We start from the raw sequence: 20,214 nt of genomic DNA, 5'->3' as shown, positions 1-20,214 counted from the left end.
AACCCCATATACTCACTACAGCGCCTCAGCAATGGTGGCGACCGGAAGGAACATTCTGAGGGGTTGGGAGGGCAGGCATTGAAATCCGAACCCTTCGTAGAGCCTTTGCCTTCGGGCTATCGCTGACGGGTTGCAGCAATCGAGGATATCAAGCATAACTACGGCTGTTCCTACTCTGTGTGAGGCCAGGTAGGCTCCCTTGAGTGCGTCAGCAAGGAGCAAACTTCCCAGGCCATGCCACTGAGCTGTTCTGGTGACCCCCATCATGCCGATGAAGGCGGCAGGAATGTTGCCGTCAGGCAGGGAGTATCGCCGGTAGCGGCCGGGAAGGTCCTTATATTCAATGCTATGCGCGTTAATTGAGTAGAAGCCAAGAATGGTTGTGGGGGAGTCTTCAGGGTTGACCGCTACAAAGACCCTTGCAGTACCCCCCTTCATCAATTTGCCGGCTGTTTTGTGTAGAAAGTTATCAACGGGCTCAACCCCTGACGAAAAAGCCGCTCGATCATGTTTGTGGGCATCGAGCGGCTCGATAATAATGTTACCCGGCATCAGCGCTTCTCAACCTTTTCCTTATGCTGGGCGAAAGCGGCGCGCAGTTTGTCTGTGGGGGCAGGGGGCTGCTCCAGGGCTTCAAAGAACGCCTGATGGTCCTCAGGTTTGAGGTGCGTTACCTCGTGGGCCTGTATCGTCTCGATGGCCCGCTGGTAAACTGCATCAATGGCGAAGGTTGATGTGTCCTGCCCCATCAATGCCGCCGCACGCTCAACGGTTTTCTTGATCCGTTCGGTTGTGCGGAAGTTGAAGCGGGCGGTGTTGCGCTTCCGGGCTTCCGGGTTGTTGTCGGGTGGTGATGTAGTAAGCATTTGGAGTTCCTTAATAATAACGTTGTATTGGGGTAGTGTACGTCCAATGGGCGTACAGTTCCAGTGTGGCTGGCCCCGCCGGGCCGATTTAACTTTCCAATAGCAAGGTAGCTGTTTAATGTCTGAAAATGTTGTCTGGCATCACCAGAAAGTTACCCGGGCGGACCGGGCGGTTCCGAAGAATCAAAGTCCTTGCCTTTTGTGGTTTACCGGCTTGAGCGGCTCTGGTAAGTCCACCATTGCCAATGCGCTGGATGTGGCGCTGTATGAGCGCGGTTATCATACGTTTCTGCTGGATGGTGATAATGTCAGGCACGGGCTGAACAAAGACTTGGGGTTTTCTGATGAGGACCGGGTTGAGAATATCCGGCGTATTGGTGAGGTCAGCAAGCTGTTTACCGATGCCGGGTTGATTGTGCTCAGTGCATTTATTTCGCCGTTTACCAGTGACAGGCGCCTGGTGCGCAACCTTTTCCCGGCCGGGGAGTACATCGAGGTGTTTATGGATACCCCGATTGAGACCTGTGAGCAGCGGGACCCCAAGGGGCTTTATGAGAAGGCCCGCGCCGGCAAGATCAAGCACTTTACGGGGATCGATTCGCCATATGAGGTGCCGGAGCGGCCGGAGGTGCGCCTGGATACCTCGGTGATGTCGGTGGATGAGTGTGTGAACCGGCTGATCGACTATCTGCTTAAACGACAACTGATTTTTACCCCGCCGCAAGCTACTGGAGCGTAATTTTCTATGGCATGGGAAGCCATTGTTACGCTGCTTACCCTGTTTACCGTCCTCGCCGCCCTGGTGATTACCCGGGTGTCCGCCGACCTGGTGTTGATGGCGGCCCTGGCGTTCCTGTTGATTACCGGCATCCTGGGGCCGGCTGAGGCGTTGGCGGGGTTTGGGAACCCGGGTGTGATTACCATTGCCACGCTGTATGTGGTGGCTGCTGGGCTGAAGGAGACCGGCGCGGTGCAGTGGATTGCACGTTTGCTGCTGGGGCATCCGAAAACCGAGAAGGGTGCCCAGCTGCGGATGCTGGCGCCGACCGGTATTCTCAGCGGTTTTATGAACAACACCGCTGTGGTTGCCATGTTTATTCCCGCCATTCAGGACTGGGCCCAGCGCTTGGGTATTCCTGCCTCCCGCCTTCTTTTACCCCTGAGTTACGCCGCCATTCTGGGTGGTACCTGTACGCTGATCGGCACAAGTACCAACCTGGTGGTGGACGGCATGCTGCAGACGCGATTGGGGATCAATCTGGGGCTGTTTGAACTGGCCTGGGTGGGGGTGCCCCTGTTGCTGGTGGGCGGATGTTACCTGGTGCTGGTGGCGTCCCGCGTGCTGCCGGACCGGGGTGGCATGAAGGAGGAGCTGGAGCAGGTTCGGGAATACGGGGTTGAGGTTGAAGTGGACGCTACCGGGCCTCTGGTGGGCAAGACGGTGGCGCAGGCGGGTTTGCGGGCATTGAATTACGGCTACCTGACGGAGATCGACCGGGGTGGCCGGCTGATTACGGCGGTAGAGCCGGACCGGATGCTGCAGCCCGGTGACAAGCTGTATTTTGTGGGGGCGCCGGAATGCGCCAGTGAGTTGCGGCGGATTCAGGGCCTGAAGCCCGCCCAGGCCAGTATCCATAAGCTGGAGCTGGCCAACCATCAACGCTGCTTGGTGGAGGTGGTTCTGGGGCAGGAATTCCCGGCGCTGGGTAAGACGGTGCGGGAAAGCCGGTTCCGTACCCGTTTCAACGCGGCGATTCTGTCGGTTTCCCGGGAAGGTAACCGAGTGCCGGGTAAGTTGGGGGATATTACCTTCAAGATGGGGGATACCCTGCTGCTGGAGTCCAGCCATGAGTTTGTGGAGCAGTATCGCTTTCGTCGGGACTTTCTGCTGGTCAGCGCGCTGAATGATTCCACGCCGCCGGATTTCCGCAAGGCGCCGCGGGCGTTGGGTATTTTGTTGCTGATGGTGCTGGCCAGTGCCTTGGGGTTGCTGCAGATTATCGAAGCGGCGTTTCTGGCAGCGGGCGCGATGATTGTGACTGGCTGTATTACCGCCAGCCGTGCCCGCCGTAGTGTGGATTTGCCAGTGCTGGTGGTGATTGCGGCGTCTTTCGCCCTGGGCACGGCCATGACGGAGACGGGCGGGGCGCTATGGGTAGCCGAGGGTTTGCTGGGGTTGTTTGGTCCGCTGACGCCCTGGTTGGCGTTGGCGCTGGTGTACATTCTTACGGCGGCGTTTACCGAAGTCATTACCAATAATGCGGCGGCGGTGCTGATGTTTCCTATTGCGCTGGCGGTGTCTGAGCAGTTGGGTGTGAATTTCCTGCCCTTTGCGGTAGCGGTGATGTTTGCGGCCTCGGCTTCGTTCATTACTCCGCTGGGATACCAGACCAACCTGATGGTGTATGGCCCGGGGCGTTATCAGTTCATGGATTATGTGCGTTTGGGGTTTCCGCTTAGCCTTCTGGTAGGTGCTACGGCCATCTCCCTGATCCCTTTCGTCTGGGCGTTTTGACGATATCCCGTAGGTAGGATTAGCGAAGCGTAATCCGACACCTCTTAGCCTGACAGTTTTGAGGCTGGCCCGGCGGTGGGGGTACCTTTTCTTTGGAAAAAGAACTCGCTGCGCTCAGACACCTTTTTCTGGCAGAAAAGGTACCACCACCCCCGGGCCGATCAGGCCTTCTAGTGCTCATCCCGTTTTCAGCTTCTCTGTCTGTTTCTGAAGTCCCTCAAGAATGGGTTGGCTGATGTGGTTCGGAAAGTCATTTGGAAGTATGGAATCGATATGTCCGATGACGGTTTCTGTTTTCTGAGCCATTTCGTCCATTAGGGTCTTCGCCTTCTGTGTCGAGAAGCCCACTTGTTGCGCAGTGCTGAGGAAATGGCGGGGTTGAATTCTGGCCCAGTGATAGTGGCGGTTATGTCCTTTGAGGGACATGGCCATTTTGGCTTTTTCGGCCGGAATACTGCCTTGCGCCATGAGTGGATAGGCTGACAGTACATCGTAAAGAGGCGCCATTCTGTAGGCGGAATCGGCTTCCAGGAACAGGCTGTAGTTTTTGGCGTGGCCGTCGATGGCTGCCATAAGCCAGTAGAGGATCTGGGCCCTGAAAAAATTGTCCCTGTCCTGGTTAGCTTGTTGAGAGCCCAGTAGCAGTTGCATACCTTCACGAATGCCCGGGCCGCCATCGCTTTCGTATTTCAGTGCGGGTGCTATGCCGAGTGCCTGGCAAAAGTCTTCCTGGGGCAGGCGCATCAGCCAGGTTTTATCTTTTGACCAGCGCCGGTCAAAACGTTCGACGATTAACGCCTTCTCGGCCCCGAAGTGACCAATCTCCGATTGAGCGGTGGGTAGTCCGTAGGCCCTGGCAATTTCCAGGCAAAGCCATTCATTTTCCGCGCTTTCCCGCAAATCGATGTTGCTTTGTCCGATAAACCCGATCGGCAACTTCAGTATGTGGCTGGTGGGGGTAGCGCCAAACGGACGATGCCACTGGTTTTTGAACCAAAGCAGCGCTGTCTTCTCCTGGGCGCCCGCCAGGGAAATGCGGAACTCATTGTCATCGGTCATTCCCAGCGGGTTGTTCTGGTGGTTTTTCAGAATGGTTTCGATGTCACTTTCATGGAGTGGTTCGGCGTCCACCTTATTGATCGAGGGAACCGAGGAACTCGAAGGGTAGAGCTGTATGGCGCCCACACAGTCCCTTCCAATGCGTGATAGTAAATCGAAGGGGTGGCTGGTCGGTATTTTGAACCGTGCCTGCATTCGCCCGCGAATGACATCTGAGTCTGGCAGAAGGTTGTCGAAGAAGTTGTAAACCAACGCCCCACTGTAACGCTGTGCGGACAAGGGTAACGACAGCGATATGGCCCTGGCGCCAGGGCGATTCAGCCAGTCTTTGCTGTATTGAAACGTCATTGCACCGGAAGGTTCCAGTTTTAACTGGCCGACCTGGATGCCGTTGAGGGCCACGGTGAGACTACTCACTGGTTACCACTCCTGATCCCAGTTTGTGGTTGGTTTTTCGTTGTCGCGTTCGGTGACGTGCAGTTCCAGTTCCAGCGCGGACAGCAGTTTGAACAGGGTCTCGATTCTGGCTTTGTCTGGTTGATTTTCGAGGCCTGAGACGGTTGATTGTTTAATGCCGATTTGCTCAGCTGTTTTTTGCTGAGTCAGCTTTTTGTCCGTGCGCGCGTTTTTTAACGCCTGGGCGAGTAGTTTGGGTGATGTGATTTTCATCTTTATCCCTTATGGCGGATTAAAGTGAGATTATACCCTTTGGGGGATATTTTCAATTTATCCTTTTGTCGGTATATATGCAGCCTGAAGGCTGCGGGGGCTGGCCCGGAGGTGGGGATACCTTTTCTTTGGAAAAAGAACTCGCTGCGCTCAGACACCTTTTTCTGGCAGAAAAGGTATCCCCACCCCCGGGCCGATTGAACCTTTGAGGCTGACACCCCTATCCATCCACGACAGCTCACTGCGTGGTGGGTATAGTGTTGACAAATTCTAGATGGTGGTTATAGTAACCACTAAAGCAAAGGGATTTGCATGAAAAGCTCTGATGTCAGGAAAAGCTGGAGAACGATGGCTGGCAGTGATTGTCTGGCCCTAAGGCTATAGAAAGTCGAGGAAGGTACTATGCGTTACCCAGTCGCGTTGCATACAGATGATGGCAAGAGCTTCGGCGTTACAGTGCCAGATATTCAGGGCTGTTTCTCTGCGGGCGACAATGAAGATGAGGCGTTGGATAATGCACGTGAAGCCATTCTGGGCCATTTAGAGCTGTTGGCGGAATCTGGCGAAGAAATTCCTTCTGCACAGCCCATTTCTGAGCACCGTCACAATCCGGATTTTGAAGGTGCAATCTGGGGTTTTGTAGAGGTTGATGTGACGCCTTTCCTGGGAAAGGCGGAGAAAATTAATATCACCGTACCCAGTCTGGTGCTCCGGCAGATTGACCGTTACGTTAAGATCCATTCTAAAGAAGCCCGGTCCCGGTCTGCTTTTCTTACTGAAGCGGCTTTGGAGCGGATGAAGGGGGTTCGTTGAATGACAGTTGCCTGGCCCGGCGGCAGGGTACCTTTTCTTTGGAAAAAGAACTCGCTGCGCTCGGACACCTTTTTCTGGCAGAAAAGGTACCCCCACCCCCGGGCCGACCGTACCTTTCGCGATAACTCTTTTTTGTATCATCCCTATGGTTGTCGTATTATAAGACCAGTTAACAGGTCTTGAGGTGTTGTTATGACCAGCCCAATCTATTCTGAAGTGACTGCCAGTGTGTCTGAGCTGAAAAAGAACCCTATGGCGACGGTTCGTGATGGGGATGGTTTCCCTGTGGCAGTGCTCAACCGGAACAAGCCTGCTTTTTACTGTGTGCCGGCCGATGTTTATGAATCCATGTTGGAGCGCCTTGACGATCAGAGCCTTGCTGAAATCGTGCGCGAGCGCCGTTCGGAACAAAGTGTCAGGGTTGATTTGAGTGAGCTTTAAGTACCAACTTGCCTTTAAGGCGTCTGCCTTAAAAGAATGGAAAAAGCTCGCTGAACCTATTAAAAAGCAGTTCAAAAAGAAGCTTGCAGAACGACTGGAGCTTCCTCGCGTTCCTTCTGATGCCCTTTCAGGGTTTGATAGTTGCTATAAAATCAAACTGAGAAGTGTCGGGTACAGACTCGTCTATGAGGTTGAGGACGAGACGGTAACTGTGACTGTTGTAGCGGTAGGGAAGCGCGAGAGAGCAGATGTATATACCAAGGCGAAGCGTCGTATTAAATGATGTGTCCGTCTGAGAATGGAACATTCAGGGTAAACGGTAAGGGACTATGATAGACATTAAACACCACGGAGCGGTGACAGGGGTAACGGGCTCTTGCCATGAGCTGACGGTTAAGGGGTCTGACCCCTCGGGGTCAGACCCCACAAGCACCAAGCCCTCCGGCATTCTAATCGATTGCGGCCTTTTCCAGGGCGAGGAAGCCGGCAACGGCGCTACTGCTTTAGATCTTTCCATTGATTTTCCTATCAGCCACATCCGTGCGCTGGTGGTCACCCATGTACACATAGACCATGTAGGCCGGATTCCCTATCTGCTTGCCGCCGGTTTTGAGGGGCCGATTATCTGTTCGGAGCCTTCGGCGATTATGTTGCCGGAGATTCTGGAAGATGCGCTGAAGATTGGCTTTACCCGGGACCGGACGTTGATTGAACGGGTGCTGGGGCTGATTCGTTCGCGGCTTGTGCCGGTACCTTACGGGCAGTGGCATTCTGTCTTTGGTGGAAACGGTGAGGAGGCGTCGCTTTCCGTTCGGTTGCAGAGGGCGGGGCACATTCTGGGTTCGGCTTATGTGGAGTGCGAGGCCCAATGCGATGGTGAGTCGGAGCGGATTGTGTTCAGTGGCGACCTTGGTGCACCCCATGCGCCGTTGTTGCCGGAGCCACAGCCGCCGGAGCGTGCCGACCGGGTGGTGATTGAGAGCACCTACGGTGACAAGGACCATGAAAGCCGGGAGGATCGGCGGTATCGCTTGAAGGCGGTGTTGGAGCATGCGCTTGAGGATGGCGGGACGGTGTTGGTGCCGGCGTTCAGTATTGGGCGGACGCAGGAGTTGTTGTATGAGATTGAGAGTTTGATTGGGGAGTTTGGCACGGGGTCAGACCCCATAACCGAGTTCACCTGGAACAAACTGGAAATCGTCGTAGACTCACCACTCGCCGCCACTTTCACCAGAATCTACCGCGACCTCAAACCCTTCTGGGATGCCGAAGCTACCGAGCTGGTCAGGCAGGGCCGGCATCCGCTTTCTTTCGAACAGCTCACTGTCATTAACAGTCACGAAGACCATCTCAACGCCGTCAACTATCTGGCGAATTCACATCGCCCCTGCGTGGTTCTGGCCGGCTCTGGCATGTGCGCCGGCGGCCGGGTGGTGAATTATCTGAAAGCCATGCTGGCTGATGAACGCAATGATGTGTTGTTTGTGGGCTACCAGGCTAAAGGCACCCCGGGTCGGGATATCCTGAACTATGGGCCCCGTGGCGGCTGGGTGGAGTTGGATGGTGAGCGTTACGATATCCGTGCCCGGATTCATCAGGTAGGAGGATACTCAGCCCATGCGGGGCAATCGGATCTGGTGCGGTTTGTCAGCGGGATTGAGCCGGCCCCTTCGGAGATTCGGATTGTGCATGGGGATGCGGATGCCAAAGAGGCTTTGAAAAGACAATTTCATTCTATTGGGCTAACGGGGATAATGATTCCCGGTTTGGCTTGAACCCGTTATTCGTTAATTAAGGATTGTTGGACTTATGAAAAAAATCGCCGTAGTCGGCCTGGGATATGTTGGTCTGCCTTTGGCAGCGGCTTTTGGGGAAAAGCGTGACACTGTCGGCTTTGATATCAATGCCAAGCGTATAGCTGAGCTAAAAGATGGTGTCGATTTTACCCGTGAAGTTTCCCGTGAGGAATTGGCGGCTTCGAAGGGGCTGTCGTTTACGGATTCGCTGGACGATATTAGCGATTGTCAGATTTATATTGTGACGGTGCCAACGCCGATTGATGAATTTAAATCCCCGGATTTAACACCGCTGGTTAAGGCCAGTGAAAGTCTGGGGAAAGTACTCAAGCGTGGCGATATTGTTATTTATGAGTCCACGGTTTACCCGGGTGCCACGGAAGAGGTGTGTGTTCCCATCCTGGAAAAAATATCCGGACTTGTGTTCAACCAGGATTTCCATGCGGGTTACAGCCCAGAGCGGATTAATCCGGGTGATAAAGAGCATCGCGTAACATCGATTAAAAAGGTGACTTCGGGATCAACGCCTGAAATTGCCACTGAAGTGGACGAGCTTTATGCGGGCATTATTACCGCCGGCACCCATAAAGCCAGTTCTATTAAAGTGGCTGAAGCCGCCAAGGTTATCGAGAATACCCAGCGCGATTTGAACATTGCGTTGATGAATGAATTGTCGATGATCTTTTCGAAACTCAAGATTGATACCCACGAAGTGATTGCTGCTGCCGCCACCAAGTGGAACTTTCTGCCCTTCAAGCCTGGCCTGGTTGGCGGGCATTGCATCGGTGTGGACCCTTACTACCTGACTCACAAGGCCCAGGCTATTGGTTACCACCCGGAAATTATCCTGGCTGGCCGCCGTGTGAATGATCATATGGGCCCTTATGCTGCGTCTGAACTGGTGAAAGCCATGATTAAGGCGGGGCATACCATTGCCAATGCCCGGGTTCTGATTATGGGCTTTACCTTTAAAGAAAATTGTCCTGATTTGCGCAATACCCGCGTTATTGATGTGGTTAAAGAGTTGACTGAATTCGGTTGCAATGTAGATGTTACGGATTGCTGGGCGAATAATGAAGAGGCCGAGCATGAGTATGGACTTTCATTGCATCAGAACCCGGAGAAAGCGCAATATGACGCGGTTTTATTGGCCGTGCCGCATCGGGAATATGCGGAGCGTTCTTCCGGTGAATTGCGGGAATATCTGAAAGACAATGGGGTGCTGTTTGATCTGAAAGGTGTGTTGCCGTTGGGTGAGGCGGACTTGAGATTGTAATCAAAACATTCTCTAAATAAAGCCAGCCTTCGGGCTGGTTTTTTTATGAATGACTGTTTTTTAAATGAATTATTTTGCCATGTTTCCATTTATCCATTATTATCAGTTTTGAATTCTCGATCACTTGATTTGCAGTTAATTTAATTAAGGTTTATATCCATGGCAAAGATTAACGATTACTACCAGAAAAAACAGCTTATGGAAAAGCTCTCTGAAGAACTGGCCAAACTGGAACAGGATCAGGCTCTGAAGGGCGAACTTGAGTTTGAAAACAAGGTTCGTGAGCTGATGAAGAAGTACGACAAGTCGCCAAAAGACGTGCTTCAGATTCTGGGTGCAATTGATCCCTCCATTGCTGGTGCCAAGGCTGATACTGCGACTGGTAGTCGTCCCAAGCGCCCGATGAAAACTTATAAGAACCCGCACACCGGTGAAGTGGTTGAGACCCGTGGTGGTAACCACAAGGTTCTGAATGAGTGGCGGAAGAAGCATGGTAAAGAGACTGTGCAGGGTTGGCAGCAGGATTGATTTGTTGATTTATACTTGAATGCTAGTGTTGGATTGCGCGCCTTTTGGCGCTAATCCAACTTACGGTTCTAATCCAACTTGCAGTTACTCGCCAAAAACTACCACTCTGTTTCTTCCTCCTTCCTTGGCGGCGTATAACGCTTCGTCTGCTTGTTGTAACCATTGCATGTGATTTTCCGGTACGTCGGTTAGCGGCGCTATGCCGATGCTGACGGTGTACTGAATCGGTGCTGCGGTGGTTTGTACGGTGCTGTTTTGGATGGTTTCGCGGATGCGTTCACAAATTACCTGTGCGCCTTCGGCGTCGGTTTCCGGCAGGATGATGCCGAATTCCTCGCCGCCGTAGCGACCGGGGCTGTCGGACTGGCGGAGGCTGTCGCGCATGACTTTGGCGGTGTATTTGATGACTTCGTCGCCGGCCAGGTGGCCATAGGTGTCGTTCACCGGTTTGAAGTGGTCGATGTCGAACATCACCAGGCAGGTGGGGTTGCCATAGCGCCGGTAGCGCTCGAACTCGGCGTCGATGAGGTTTTCCCAGGTGCCGCGATTGATCAGGCCGGTGAGGCGGTCGGTCATGCTGAGTTTGGCCAGTTGTGAGTTGGCCCGTTCCAGGGCCCGTTTGTTACTGGCGATATCAGTGACGTCATACACCATCAGGCACACCTTTTCGACCTTCCCGGTAATGCCCAGGAGCGGGCTGATGGTGAGATTCTGGAACATGTATTCTTCGGTGCCGGTGATGGGCCGGGTATTGCGGAACCGGAACAGGTAAGGGCGCTGCTCCCAGGAGGTGAAGGCCCGGGTGTTGAGCAATGCGACGGCGTCTACTTTGCGGGTTAGCCAGGCTTTTGGAATGTCTGGAAACACATCGAACAGCACCTGATTGCGGACCTTGCCGGCGGTGATGCCGCTGTGATTTTCCATGAATCCGTTCCAGGCCTGCACCCGGAAGTCCAGATCCAGCACGACCAGGCCGACTTCCACGGATTCCAGCATGTCCACCAGCCAGTGGAAGGAGCTCGCTTCAAATTCGTCTATGGCCATAGGTCAGTCCACCAGGTATTGAAGTCGGTCTTCGAGGAAGGGCACGGAATCCTCGGTAAGCAGGATCAGCATGTCACACTCAATGGCCCGGTCTTCCAGGGTGTAGCAGATCTCAATGCAAAGTAGCTGTTCTTCGCGGGTGCTGTGGTGCTCCAGGAGTTCGGTAATCTGCCGGTGCTGGCCGAGTACAGTCGGGTGGCCAAGGCTGAGCTTGAGGTCCAGCTGGTCGCCGATGCCTTTGAGGAATGCACCGAAGAGGATGCTCGACATGTCCATCAGCACCTCCACGTTGACAGCCTCGCCTTCGAAGGTCTCGTAGTGGAGCATTTCTGCCATGTCCCTGAAGCTGGCATCGGCGAACAGCAGCAGTGCTTCTCCGGCAATACCGGCACCGGTAAAACCCTGGCACACGGCGGAATAGGTGTCGCTGTCGTTGACCGAGGATATCGCCATATGCAGCTCTGAATTGGCCAGAAAAGCCACCTTGGGAATAGGCTGTTTTACAAAAACTTTTAACAGGCGGGCCAGCAGATCCGACGACCGCCCCATGGCCACGTTGGAGATTTCCTGCAGGTAGTCATTGAGGGAAACAGAGATTTCCGGGGTAATGCTGCCGGTGTTGTGGAGGTTGGTATCCTGCAGCGCGGCGTCTTCAATGTCGCCCGGGCGGTAAACGCCGTATTCCACCAGCAGGTCGAGAACGGTATCGGTTTCCGTGGGCTTTTTGATGAAGTCGATCGCGCCGAGTTTTTTCACCCGCTCCCGGGCTTCAGGCTGGATGTCGCCGGAAACCACGATGGTCATGACGGGCAGGTCTTCCTTGCGGACCTGTTCGAGCACCTGGTAACCGTCCATTTCCGGCATGTTCAGATCCAGGAACATCAGCTCGGCTTCATGCCGTCGCAGTTTCTCCAGTGCTTCCAGGCCATCTTTTGCGTAACTGACGTCTCCACGCAGCCCCTCTGGCAGGGCACGGGCCATTTGTTTTCTGGCAAGTGCGGAGTCGTCACAAATCAGTATGCGGGTGGTCATTGAGGAGGCCGTTGAGCGTCAATCATAAGAGGCGAAATTATACCAGCCGTGAATTTCATGTATACGTTTGCTACACGATACGTAACGTTCGGTCAGAATTTGTAAGTATTTTAAGCCAAGTGTTATGTGACTGTGTTCAAAGTTGGCCGAGTATTACTGAATTGTAAACGTTGATTGTGACTCTGCTCACTCATTGGCCGATCGGCCACGGTTACAGTGTGTACAGCAAATAAAACGATAAAAGTTTTCAGAGACGACCACTATGAGACAGCAGGCGTATGGATACGCTGCCGTTCCCCTGTTCTGCCTGGGTATTGCGCCCGGTGCCGAGGCCGAACTGCAGCCCATTTCTGACGAAACAATGGGTGAGGTGACCGGGCAGGCTTTTATGCAGATCGAGAACATCGGCGATGACACTACAAGCCATCAGTTCACCCGTATGACACTGGGCATGGATGTGGAAACCCGGGTCAATGCGGATGGTGTGAAACTCGGCGAGATCGATAGCGGCACAGACTTCGCCGCGCAGCACGTGGCTCTTGGGCATATTGCCCGGAATGATGGCGAGCAATTCAACGGTCGTACCTACAAGGCCGGTGACACCGTGTACTTCGAAGCATATCAACCGTTTATCGAACTGGCTGAAAGTCCCGAGGAGGGCAAGCTCTCCGGATTTCGCATGGGGTTCGCGCAGGCGAGGGGGTCGGTATCATCGCTGACCAGCAGTTTCAGCGGTAACATTGGCCTGAAGCTGACAGACGGTGACCAGACGTACGACGCCACGCTTTTTGATCAGAACAGCCAGGCCACCAAGTATCGGGCCAGTCATATTGGAATCGATGATGGCGCCACGAATTGTGGTGCCGACCCCACCAACTGTGCGCCTCTGACGCATCTTCAGTCCATTATCGTGGGCGAAGAGAACGCCGATGGCACCACTGGCTTCACCAATGATTTCTTCATCGGCTTCCAGCGTGAGGGGGTGGAGTGGCAAAGTCCGGATGGCGCCAATGTCATCAATGCCGGAGAAGGGGTGTTTATCAATCTGCCCACGAGCATGACGGTAGAGATGAGCAAACTGATGGGCGAGGGTGTGCAGCGCCTGCAGACGCATCGGCAGGATATGGGTACCCAGTTGTTTTAAATGCTAAACTCCTGCTTGCGTTAAACTCATTCAGCAGGAGCTTAGTCCCTTGATCCGCTCTTTTTACTGGCATGATTACGAAACCTTCGGCGTCGACCCCATACACGATCGCCCCTCCCAGTTTGCCGGTGTGCGCACAGACGCGGACCTGAACATCATCGAAGACCCGCTGGTGATTTACTGCAAACCGGCCGATGATTACCTGCCATCGCCGGAAGCCTGCCTGATTACCGGCATTACACCGCAAAAGGCATTGGAGGATGGCTTCCCCGAGGCGGAGTTTATCGCCCAGATCAATGAAGCCTTCAGCCAGCCCGGAACCTGTGCCGTGGGTTATAACAGCCTGCGCTTCGACGACGAAGTCACCCGCCACACCCTGTACCGCAACCTTCGGGATCCCTACGCCCGTGAATGGCAAAACGGCAACTCCCGCTGGGACATCATCGACATGGTGCGGCTGACCTATGCGTTGCGGCCGGATGGGATCAATTGGCCAAAGAAAGAAAACGGTAGCCCCAGCTTCCGGCTGGAGGAGCTGACAGCGGCTAATGGCATCGCCCACGAAGCAGCTCACGATGCCATGTCGGATGTGGAGGCCACCATCGCCGTGGCCAGGCTGATCAAGGAAAAGCAGCCCAAACTGTTCGATTTCGTGCTGCAGAACAAAGACAAACATTCCGCCCGCGCCATGCTGGATACCGCCAGCATGAAACCGGTCTTCCACATATCCGCCAAGTACCCGGCCACCCGGGGCTGCTGCGCGATGGTGGCTCCGGTGGCGGATCATCCGACCAACAAGAACCTGGTGATTGTTTACGACCTGCGGGAAGACCCCAGCGAACTGATCCACGCCACGCCTGATCAGATCCGTGAGCGGGTGTTTACTTCCCAGGCGGAACTGGGGGAGGGCACCAGCCGCTTTCCGCTGAAAGGTGTGCAGTTGAACAAGTGCCCGGTACTGGCTCCGGCGACCATGCTGAAGTCGCTCTCCGAAGACCGATTGGCGGAACTGGCGCTGGACGGTGACAAGCTGCGTGAGCACCTGGCCATCCTCCGCAAAGCCCCGGACCTGCCAGCCCGCATCGCCCAGGCCTTCGACCAGCCCCACGAAGGCGACCTGACCGACCCGGACGAACAGCTCTACGCTGGCGGCTTTATCAGCAAAACCGACCGTGAAAAACTGAACTGGCTGCTGCAACAACCGGTGGAGACGCTGGGTGAGCAGGAAATACGGTTCGAGGACGCCCGACTGGATGAACTGCTGTTCCGCTACCGCGCCAGGAACTATCCCAATACCCTGATCGGCGAAGAAATGGACCGCTGGGAAGAATTCCGCAGCCAGCGCCTGATGAATCCCAAGAAAGGTTGGCGATCACTGGAAGCTTACGCCCATGAACTGCAACGCCTGGCCGCGGACCCGGAACTGACGCCGGAAAGACGGCATGTTCTGGAGGAGTTGCATCTATATGGCGAGTCTTTGATTCCCTACGTCTAAACATGGGGTCAGACCCCAAGACATTTGATGCGGCCAAATGTCCGGGGGTCTGACCCCATTCTTTAATTATGGTTAATATATTTTACAAATAAAAATATTTAGGTTTAAATGTAAAGTATATTAGCTATAGGTGCGATTCTGTGGATTTGTCGACTCTTGGAAAAACAATCGCAACTCTGAGGCGTCAGCAGAGCGTGTCCCAGCAAGTCATGGCCGACCACCTTGGCCTGTCCCGTGCAACGATCAATGCGCTTGAAAATGGCAGGTCTGGCGATGTTGGTGTTCGTAAGGTGATCAAGATACTGGACTACCTTGGCTATGAGTTGTCTGTTCGGGAAAAATCTCCGTTCCCTACGCTGGAGGAGCTGAGGGATGAGCAATGAGCTGAATGTCCGTGTTGAGGGCGGCGCTGCCGGTACGTTGGTCGGGGAGGATCAGCAGTTCGTTTTCAGCTATGCCCCGGATGCCAGCCCTGATCAGTTCGTATCACTGACCATGCCTGTCCGCTTTCGGGACTATGTTCACCCCCGGTTGCACCCCGTTTTTGAGATGCACTTGCCGGAAGGGTACCTGCTCTCTGTGATCAAAAAACAGTTTGCCAAGCTGACGGAAACGGACGACTTCGGCGTGTTGAGCCTGTTGGCGCCCAGTATTCGGGGGCGCGTCCACTATGGGGTAGCAGATTCCGGATTGCCCGATGATCTGGAGCTTGATCACCTGCTTTACGGCAATAACGACGGTTTATTCGAGGAGCTGGTGCAGCGTTTTGCACTGCGGTCTGCGCTGAGCGGTGTGCAGCCCAAGGTTCTGGCCCGGGTGGAAAATAAGGCAACGCTGAAACTCGAAGACTATATCGTTAAATCCTCGGGAGCGGAGTATCCCGCCCTGGCGCTCAATGAGTACTGTTGCATGTTGGCGTTGAAAAACGCCGGTATTCCCGTTCCCGAGTTCTATCTTTCGGAGGACGAGTCGCTGTTTATCATGAAGCGATTCGATCTGACGCAGGAGGGACTACCGATGGGATTTGAGGATATGTGTGTGCTGCAGGCAAAGTCGAGGGATGACAAGTACAGTGGTAGTTACGAGCAGGTCGCCAAAACCATAAAGACGTTTGTGAACCCGCGTTTCAAAGCCGAATCTCTGCGGCAGTTTTTCAAGATGGTGGTCATGAACAACCGTCTCCAGAACGGTGACGGGCATCTCAAGAACTTCGGATTGATCTATGAAAATGTTGCGTCAGTGCGATTGGCGCCGGCTTACGACGTGGTCAGCACCACGGCCTACATCCGTCATGACGTTGCTGCACTGACGCTGATGGGCAGTAAAAAATGGTGGAACAGAAAGCACCTGCTCCGGTTCGGTATTCAGGTTTGTGACTTGACGGCAGGCCAGGCGGAGCGGCTTTTCGACGAATGTGAAGCCGGCCTGTCCGAACTTAAAGTCTATGTCCAGAGGCGGCTGAAGGGGCCGTTAAATGAGGACCAGAGAAATGTTCTGGCCCACCTGGACGAACTTTTGGGGTCAGACCCCAAGACATTTGATGCCGCCAAATGTCCGGGGGTCTGACCCCGATCAGCGTCGGCGCTGAAAGTACACTGACAATCCTTGCCCCATCAGGCTCTGCACTTCACTGCCCAGGGCTTCGGCCTGGATTTGCTTCTGCACGGGCTTAGTCGCAAGGCTGTGGCCGTCGGTATCCCGGGCCTTCACCAGTTTCCATTCCACTTCGTTACTCACCAGCGCCATCAGTTCTTTCAGTTGCGCAGTGTCCTGCTCGCAGAACCAGCGGTCACGGCAGCCGCCGAGGCCGTAGAAGTTGGTTTCTTCCAACAGCGCTTGCCACATCGGGTCGTGGCGGTTGGTCAATACCATTCTACGCAACTGGCGCAGGGCGGTGCGGGTGGGCTTGAGGTTGTGTTGGGCGATCAGGCGGCGGATCTGTTGGTCGCCGTCGGTCTGTTCGTTAACGGCGGTGTGCATGTGCACCACGGCGCCGTTTCCGGTGGCTGAGCTGACCAGGGCTGCCAGAGATACATCGGTCATATTCGCCGAGGGCAGGCGGCCGATTTCTATCCAATGCACCTTGTGATCATCCGCTACAAATCGCTGGGCGATGGACCAAGGCCAGAAGACGATATTGTTGATGCCCATTTCGCCGGCCAGGCGAGTGGCTTTGGCAATGTTGGCCAGGGATTCGTCCACGGCAATCACTTCCACGTCCTTCAAGTAGTGGGCGAGTTCCATGGCGCGCTGGCCGGACTGGGCGCCACAGACCATGATGCGTAGGGTGCCAGGCAGTTGGTCTGTGTTCATGCCCAGCTCCGTAGCCATCGTGGTTTTCAGGCTGGATTCGGTGCGATAGGCGAGTTTCGACCAGTTGGGCCAGGCCTGGGGTACGTCGGTTTTTTCCAGGCAAAGCTCTTCGGCTTTCTCGTCGAAATTCTGTTTGATAGCTTCTTCGGAGGCGCGGTTGTAGTAGCTGGCGGCCATCACCGGTTGCATCGCGACCGGCCAGTCCACCAGGTTCCAGCGACCAAGCTGAACGGCGAACTTCTGGTGGAACATGGCGCCGTACAACGCGCTAATGATGAGCGAACCGATCATGCCGTCCTGCTCTTCTCCCAGGGCCAGTTGCGCGCAGATGCTGTCGTTGATGGCTGAGACCAGGCGTTCCTCGTCGTCTTCCGCGGTCAGGGCGTAGCCGGTACGGTCTGCGTATACGGCAAGCGCCAGTGCCAGTGGCTGGAGCTCGTCCCGCAACTCCACGGTCTGTGCCACTTCGGCGATAATGGCGCGACGCAGCAGGGTGACCAGTTCTTCCACGGCTGGGTCTGGCATCAGGGTTTTTTCCAGTGCCAGGATCAGCAGTTCGTCGTCGCTGGCGGCATCCAGAGCCACCTGTGCGTTCGGGTTGTCCAGGTCGTATTGCTGGCGGATGATTGCCGCCACGAAGCGGCCGATTTCCTGGTGGGGCAGGCCGTCATGACTTAACAAGAGGATGGCGTCCCGGGCCAGCTTTGTGTCTGCTTTCTTCACGTCCAGGTGTTCAGCGCAGGTGAGCATGCCGCTGTAGATGGATGGCCATTCCAGGCCGGTTTCCAGCAGTTTGCGGTAATGCAGGTAGGCGACATCGAACTCGCCCTGTAAACGCTTGGCATGGGCAACCCCACAGAAAGCGGCGGCGGATTGCCGGTCCATCTCCAGGGCCTGGATGAAATACTGCTCCGCCAGGGCCGGGCGTTCGGATTTGATGGCCCAGTAGCCCAGGTTGATGAACTGCTGCGGTTGCGCGGGGTTCTGGCTGAGGCTGTCGGTGAACAGGGTGTGTGCTTTATCTAGGCCCCCATCGTCCATCTCCACCCGTCCCAGCAGGCCGAGGGCATCCGCATTAGAGGGTTCTTGTGCCAGAACTTCGTTCAGATAGCCACGACACTCATACCGAGCTTTAATCCGCTGAGCCAGCGATATCGGGCTGTTGGATTCGCCATAGGCCAAGTTCGCTTGCAGCAGAAGCCGCGCGATGTGAGCCTTCTGTGCGTCGGTGGCGTGAACGTTGTGCTGTGCTTGCATGGGACACCTCGTAAAACCCGCCGCGGCAATCTGAGCGGCAATGGTCTGCAGTTTTTTGACGTTTTGCAGTGCTTTGGAAGTGTTACTGCGAAAGGTGTGCCAGTTTCTGACCTGGTGCTGGGGCGTTGCCTGATGGTTGCGGTGGCTGGCCCGGGGGTGGGGGTACCTTTTCTTTGGAAAAAGAACTCGCTGCGCTCAGACACCTTTTTCTGGCAGAAAAGGTACCCCCACCCCCGAGCCGATCAGGCCACTGCAAATACGCTGGGGTCAGACCCCAGTGCATTTGGTTGAGCGAAATGTCTTGGGGTCTGACCCCAAAATAAAACAGCCGGGTTTGGGTCCGGCTGTTTTGGTTACTTCATTGAAGTTGGCGATTAGCCCTGTAGCAGCTGCAACACCTGCTGAGGCCTTGCGTTGGCCTGGGCCAGGACCGAGAGGCCGGCCTGTTGGAGGACCTGGGTGCGGGCTAGTTCGGCGGTTTCTGCTGCGAAATCCGCATCCTGAATACGGGACCTTGCCGCTGAGAGGTTTTCGGAAGTCGTACTTAAATTTGCGATAGTGGACTCCAAACGGTTTTGTGCAGCACCCAAGTCGGCACGAATCCCGCTGATTCGTTCTATCGCTGCGTCAACAATTGCCAATGCGTCTGTGGCACCCTGGAATGAACCGATATCAATAGTGCTTACATCTTCAGGTGTTGAGCCAACAGAAATTCCTGCATCAACACTTAGAATGCTGCCCTGAGCGGCGCCAGCATTAGCGCTTGATGTCACCGCAAAAGATGATGAGGAGTCAAACGAGATTTCGCCGGATGCACGAGCGCTGTCAATACTATCATCGGAGGCATCCAGTGTTATTGCGTCAGCTGCATCTTCCGAACTGCCTTTGAATTTAACAGTAGTGTCGTCGGCATTGGTCGAAAACTCTTCGACTACGATATCTTTACCGTCAGCCTGAATGAGTCTAAGAGTTCCGCTGTCATCTGCCTCTGCTGTAATCCCCGTTTTACCCGACGCAGCATTGATTTCCTGGGCAAGTGATCGAAGATCATCCGTATCCGAAATTTGAGCAGAGATGGTTGCCTTCTGGCCACCACTTGAGATGGTCATTGAAACCGTGCCGGTTCCATCGCCTGTTCCACCCAATTCGGAGAACTCGGCAGTGGTTCTTGCATTGGCTCGTACACCAGTGGATTCAGTCGCGTTATTTACGGCTGCAGCAATCTGCTCTGCTGTATCGCCCTCATCAATGTTCACTGTTGCTTCACCGATGGAGCTGGAGATTGTAAGATCTTGTTCACCAATGGTGTTGGTTACAGAGCCATCAGCACTGGCGGCAGTTGTGGAACCAGCGCCGGATCTGGGGATCGTGTTCTGAGCCGTTATGGTGTTGTTCGCCAGATCAGTCGTTCTTGCACCCTCAATCGATACGGCTATTGTCTGATTCTCGTTGGCACCTGCCTGAAAGTTTTGAGCTTGAAAGCTACCGTCCAGCAACTTGAGACCGTTGAATTCTGTTGTAGTTGCGATCCGCTCTAGTTCTTCTTTCAGCTGATTAACCTCTGATTGGAGAGCTTGTCTATCTGATGCGGAGTTCGTCGCGTTAGCCGATTGAACTGCTAGTTCTCTAATCCGTTGAAGAATGTTGCCTGATTCGCCAAGTGCGCCTTCTGCTACCTGAGCTAGAGAGATGCCATCGTTAGAGTTTCTTATGGCCTGGTTGAGCCCTTTAACCTGGGAGGTGAACCTCTCGGTAATGGCGAGACCTGCGGCATCGTCTTTAGCAGAATTGATGCGCAGACCAGAGGAAAGGCGCTCCAGAGCCTGATTGGCATCGCCCTGCGACGCATTCAGATTGCGCTGAGTATTCAGCGACGCAATATTGGTGTTGATGATCTGAGGCATATCTTTTCTCCCTGCTCAGAGATGCCGGTAACCCAGTGCCCGATCAAAATGGGCGCCTTGCC

The 20,214-nt window shown here is 54.6% G+C and carries 20 protein-coding genes; 12 read left to right on the top strand and 8 right to left on the bottom strand.

What is annotated here, in order from left to right:
• Positions 1-15: 15 nt before the first annotated feature.
• Both M8010_RS14080 and M8010_RS14075 read right to left on the bottom strand, forming a co-directional pair.
• Positions 16-552, bottom strand: a complete 537-nt coding sequence (locus M8010_RS14080) for a GNAT family N-acetyltransferase (RefSeq protein ID WP_250092260.1) — start codon at positions 550-552, stop codon at positions 16-18.
• Entirely contained in the window at positions 552-866 is a 315-nt protein-coding gene (locus tag M8010_RS14075) for a type II toxin-antitoxin system TacA family antitoxin (RefSeq protein ID WP_250092253.1), read from the bottom strand. The genes M8010_RS14080 and M8010_RS14075 overlap by 1 nt, the downstream gene beginning before the upstream one ends.
• Before the next feature lie 118 nt (positions 867-984).
• Between M8010_RS14075 and cysC the strand changes: the two genes are divergently transcribed.
• Together cysC and M8010_RS14065 are read left to right on the top strand one after the other, a co-directional pair.
• The gene (gene cysC / locus M8010_RS14070; protein WP_250092251.1) at positions 985-1,605 is read left to right on the top strand and encodes an adenylyl-sulfate kinase; all 621 of its coding nucleotides are present in this window, start codon (positions 985-987) and stop codon (positions 1,603-1,605) included.
• Positions 1,606-1,611: 6 nt separating this feature from the next.
• Positions 1,612-3,381 carry an SLC13 family permease gene (locus M8010_RS14065; RefSeq protein ID WP_250092249.1) on the top strand — a complete coding sequence of 590 codons (1,770 nt, stop codon included), beginning with the start codon at positions 1,612-1,614 and terminating at the stop codon, positions 3,379-3,381.
• Between the two features lie 177 nt (positions 3,382-3,558).
• Here the strand turns inward: M8010_RS14065 and M8010_RS14060 are convergent, their stop codons facing one another.
• Both M8010_RS14060 and M8010_RS14055 read right to left on the bottom strand, forming a co-directional pair.
• A complete protein-coding gene (locus M8010_RS14060) occupies positions 3,559-4,857 on the bottom strand; it encodes a type II toxin-antitoxin system HipA family toxin (RefSeq protein ID WP_250092242.1) in 1,299 nt (432 codons plus the stop codon).
• Between the two features lie 3 nt (positions 4,858-4,860).
• On the bottom strand, positions 4,861-5,109 hold the full coding sequence (locus M8010_RS14055; RefSeq protein ID WP_250092240.1) for a helix-turn-helix domain-containing protein: 249 nt from the start codon (positions 5,107-5,109) through the stop codon (positions 4,861-4,863).
• 402 nt (positions 5,110-5,511) lie between these two features.
• Here M8010_RS14055 and M8010_RS14050 point away from each other — a divergent pair, with 402 nt between their 5' ends.
• The 6 genes from M8010_RS14050 to M8010_RS14025 all read left to right on the top strand — a co-directional run bounded on the left by M8010_RS14050 (position 5,512) and on the right by M8010_RS14025 (position 9,963).
• Positions 5,512-5,922, top strand: a complete 411-nt coding sequence (locus M8010_RS14050) for a type II toxin-antitoxin system HicB family antitoxin (protein ID WP_250092233.1) — start codon at positions 5,512-5,514, stop codon at positions 5,920-5,922.
• Positions 5,923-6,114: 192 nt separating this feature from the next.
• Complete coding sequence (locus M8010_RS14045) at positions 6,115-6,363, top strand: type II toxin-antitoxin system Phd/YefM family antitoxin (RefSeq protein WP_250092231.1); 249 nt, start codon at positions 6,115-6,117, stop codon at positions 6,361-6,363.
• Complete coding sequence (locus M8010_RS14040) at positions 6,353-6,646, top strand: type II toxin-antitoxin system RelE family toxin (RefSeq protein WP_250092229.1); 294 nt, start codon at positions 6,353-6,355, stop codon at positions 6,644-6,646. Before M8010_RS14045 ends, M8010_RS14040 begins: the two co-directional genes overlap by 11 nt.
• A 46-nt stretch (positions 6,647-6,692) precedes the next feature.
• The gene (locus M8010_RS14035; protein ID WP_250092227.1) at positions 6,693-8,138 is read left to right on the top strand and encodes an MBL fold metallo-hydrolase RNA specificity domain-containing protein; all 1,446 of its coding nucleotides are present in this window, start codon (positions 6,693-6,695) and stop codon (positions 8,136-8,138) included.
• Positions 8,139-8,172: 34 nt separating this feature from the next.
• Positions 8,173-9,435, top strand: coding sequence for a Vi polysaccharide biosynthesis UDP-N-acetylglucosamine C-6 dehydrogenase TviB (tviB, locus tag M8010_RS14030; protein WP_284048118.1), 1,263 nt, complete (start codon positions 8,173-8,175; stop codon positions 9,433-9,435).
• A gap of 159 nt (positions 9,436-9,594) precedes the next feature.
• On the top strand, positions 9,595-9,963 hold the full coding sequence (locus M8010_RS14025) for a histone-like nucleoid-structuring protein, MvaT/MvaU family (RefSeq protein WP_250092220.1): 369 nt from the start codon (positions 9,595-9,597) through the stop codon (positions 9,961-9,963).
• An 84-nt stretch (positions 9,964-10,047) separates the two neighbouring features.
• Here M8010_RS14025 and M8010_RS14020 read toward each other — a convergent pair whose 3' ends face one another.
• Positions 10,048-11,007, bottom strand: a complete 960-nt coding sequence (locus tag M8010_RS14020) for a GGDEF domain-containing protein (RefSeq protein ID WP_250092218.1) — start codon at positions 11,005-11,007, stop codon at positions 10,048-10,050.
• A gap of 3 nt (positions 11,008-11,010) precedes the next feature.
• Complete coding sequence (locus M8010_RS14015; protein ID WP_250092217.1) at positions 11,011-12,039, bottom strand: response regulator; 1,029 nt, start codon at positions 12,037-12,039, stop codon at positions 11,011-11,013.
• 262 nt (positions 12,040-12,301) lie between these two features.
• On the opposite strand from M8010_RS14015, the gene M8010_RS14010 reads away from it, so the two are divergent.
• From M8010_RS14010 to M8010_RS13995, 4 genes are all read left to right on the top strand, one after another.
• Positions 12,302-13,183 (top strand): hypothetical protein, encoded by an 882-nt coding sequence (locus tag M8010_RS14010; protein WP_250092216.1) that lies wholly within the window; start codon positions 12,302-12,304, stop codon positions 13,181-13,183.
• A gap of 49 nt (positions 13,184-13,232) precedes the next feature.
• Positions 13,233-14,678 carry an exodeoxyribonuclease I gene (gene sbcB / locus M8010_RS14005; RefSeq protein ID WP_250092210.1) on the top strand — a complete coding sequence of 482 codons (1,446 nt, stop codon included), beginning with the start codon at positions 13,233-13,235 and terminating at the stop codon, positions 14,676-14,678.
• A gap of 194 nt (positions 14,679-14,872) precedes the next feature.
• On the top strand, positions 14,873-15,061 hold the full coding sequence (locus tag M8010_RS14000; RefSeq protein ID WP_250092208.1) for a helix-turn-helix transcriptional regulator: 189 nt from the start codon (positions 14,873-14,875) through the stop codon (positions 15,059-15,061).
• A complete protein-coding gene (locus M8010_RS13995) occupies positions 15,051-16,244 on the top strand; it encodes a type II toxin-antitoxin system HipA family toxin (protein WP_250092206.1) in 1,194 nt (397 codons plus the stop codon). Before M8010_RS14000 ends, M8010_RS13995 begins: the two co-directional genes overlap by 11 nt.
• A 6-nt stretch (positions 16,245-16,250) precedes the next feature.
• On the opposite strand, the gene M8010_RS13990 is transcribed toward M8010_RS13995, so the two are convergent.
• Positions 16,251-18,248, bottom strand: a complete 1,998-nt coding sequence (locus tag M8010_RS13990) for a tetratricopeptide repeat protein (RefSeq protein ID WP_250092204.1) — start codon at positions 18,246-18,248, stop codon at positions 16,251-16,253.
• A gap of 374 nt (positions 18,249-18,622) precedes the next feature.
• Positions 18,623-20,152, bottom strand: a complete 1,530-nt coding sequence (locus tag M8010_RS13985; protein WP_250092203.1) for a flagellin N-terminal helical domain-containing protein — start codon at positions 20,150-20,152, stop codon at positions 18,623-18,625.
• Between the last annotated feature and the right edge of the window lie 62 nt (positions 20,153-20,214).

This window comes from Marinobacter sp. ATCH36 (genome assembly GCF_023555055.1).
In the GTDB taxonomy this organism is placed as follows: Bacteria; Pseudomonadota; Gammaproteobacteria; order Pseudomonadales; family Oleiphilaceae; genus Marinobacter.
Note: the sequence above shows the minus strand (reverse complement) of the source record. Positions and strands in the feature narration are given on the sequence as shown.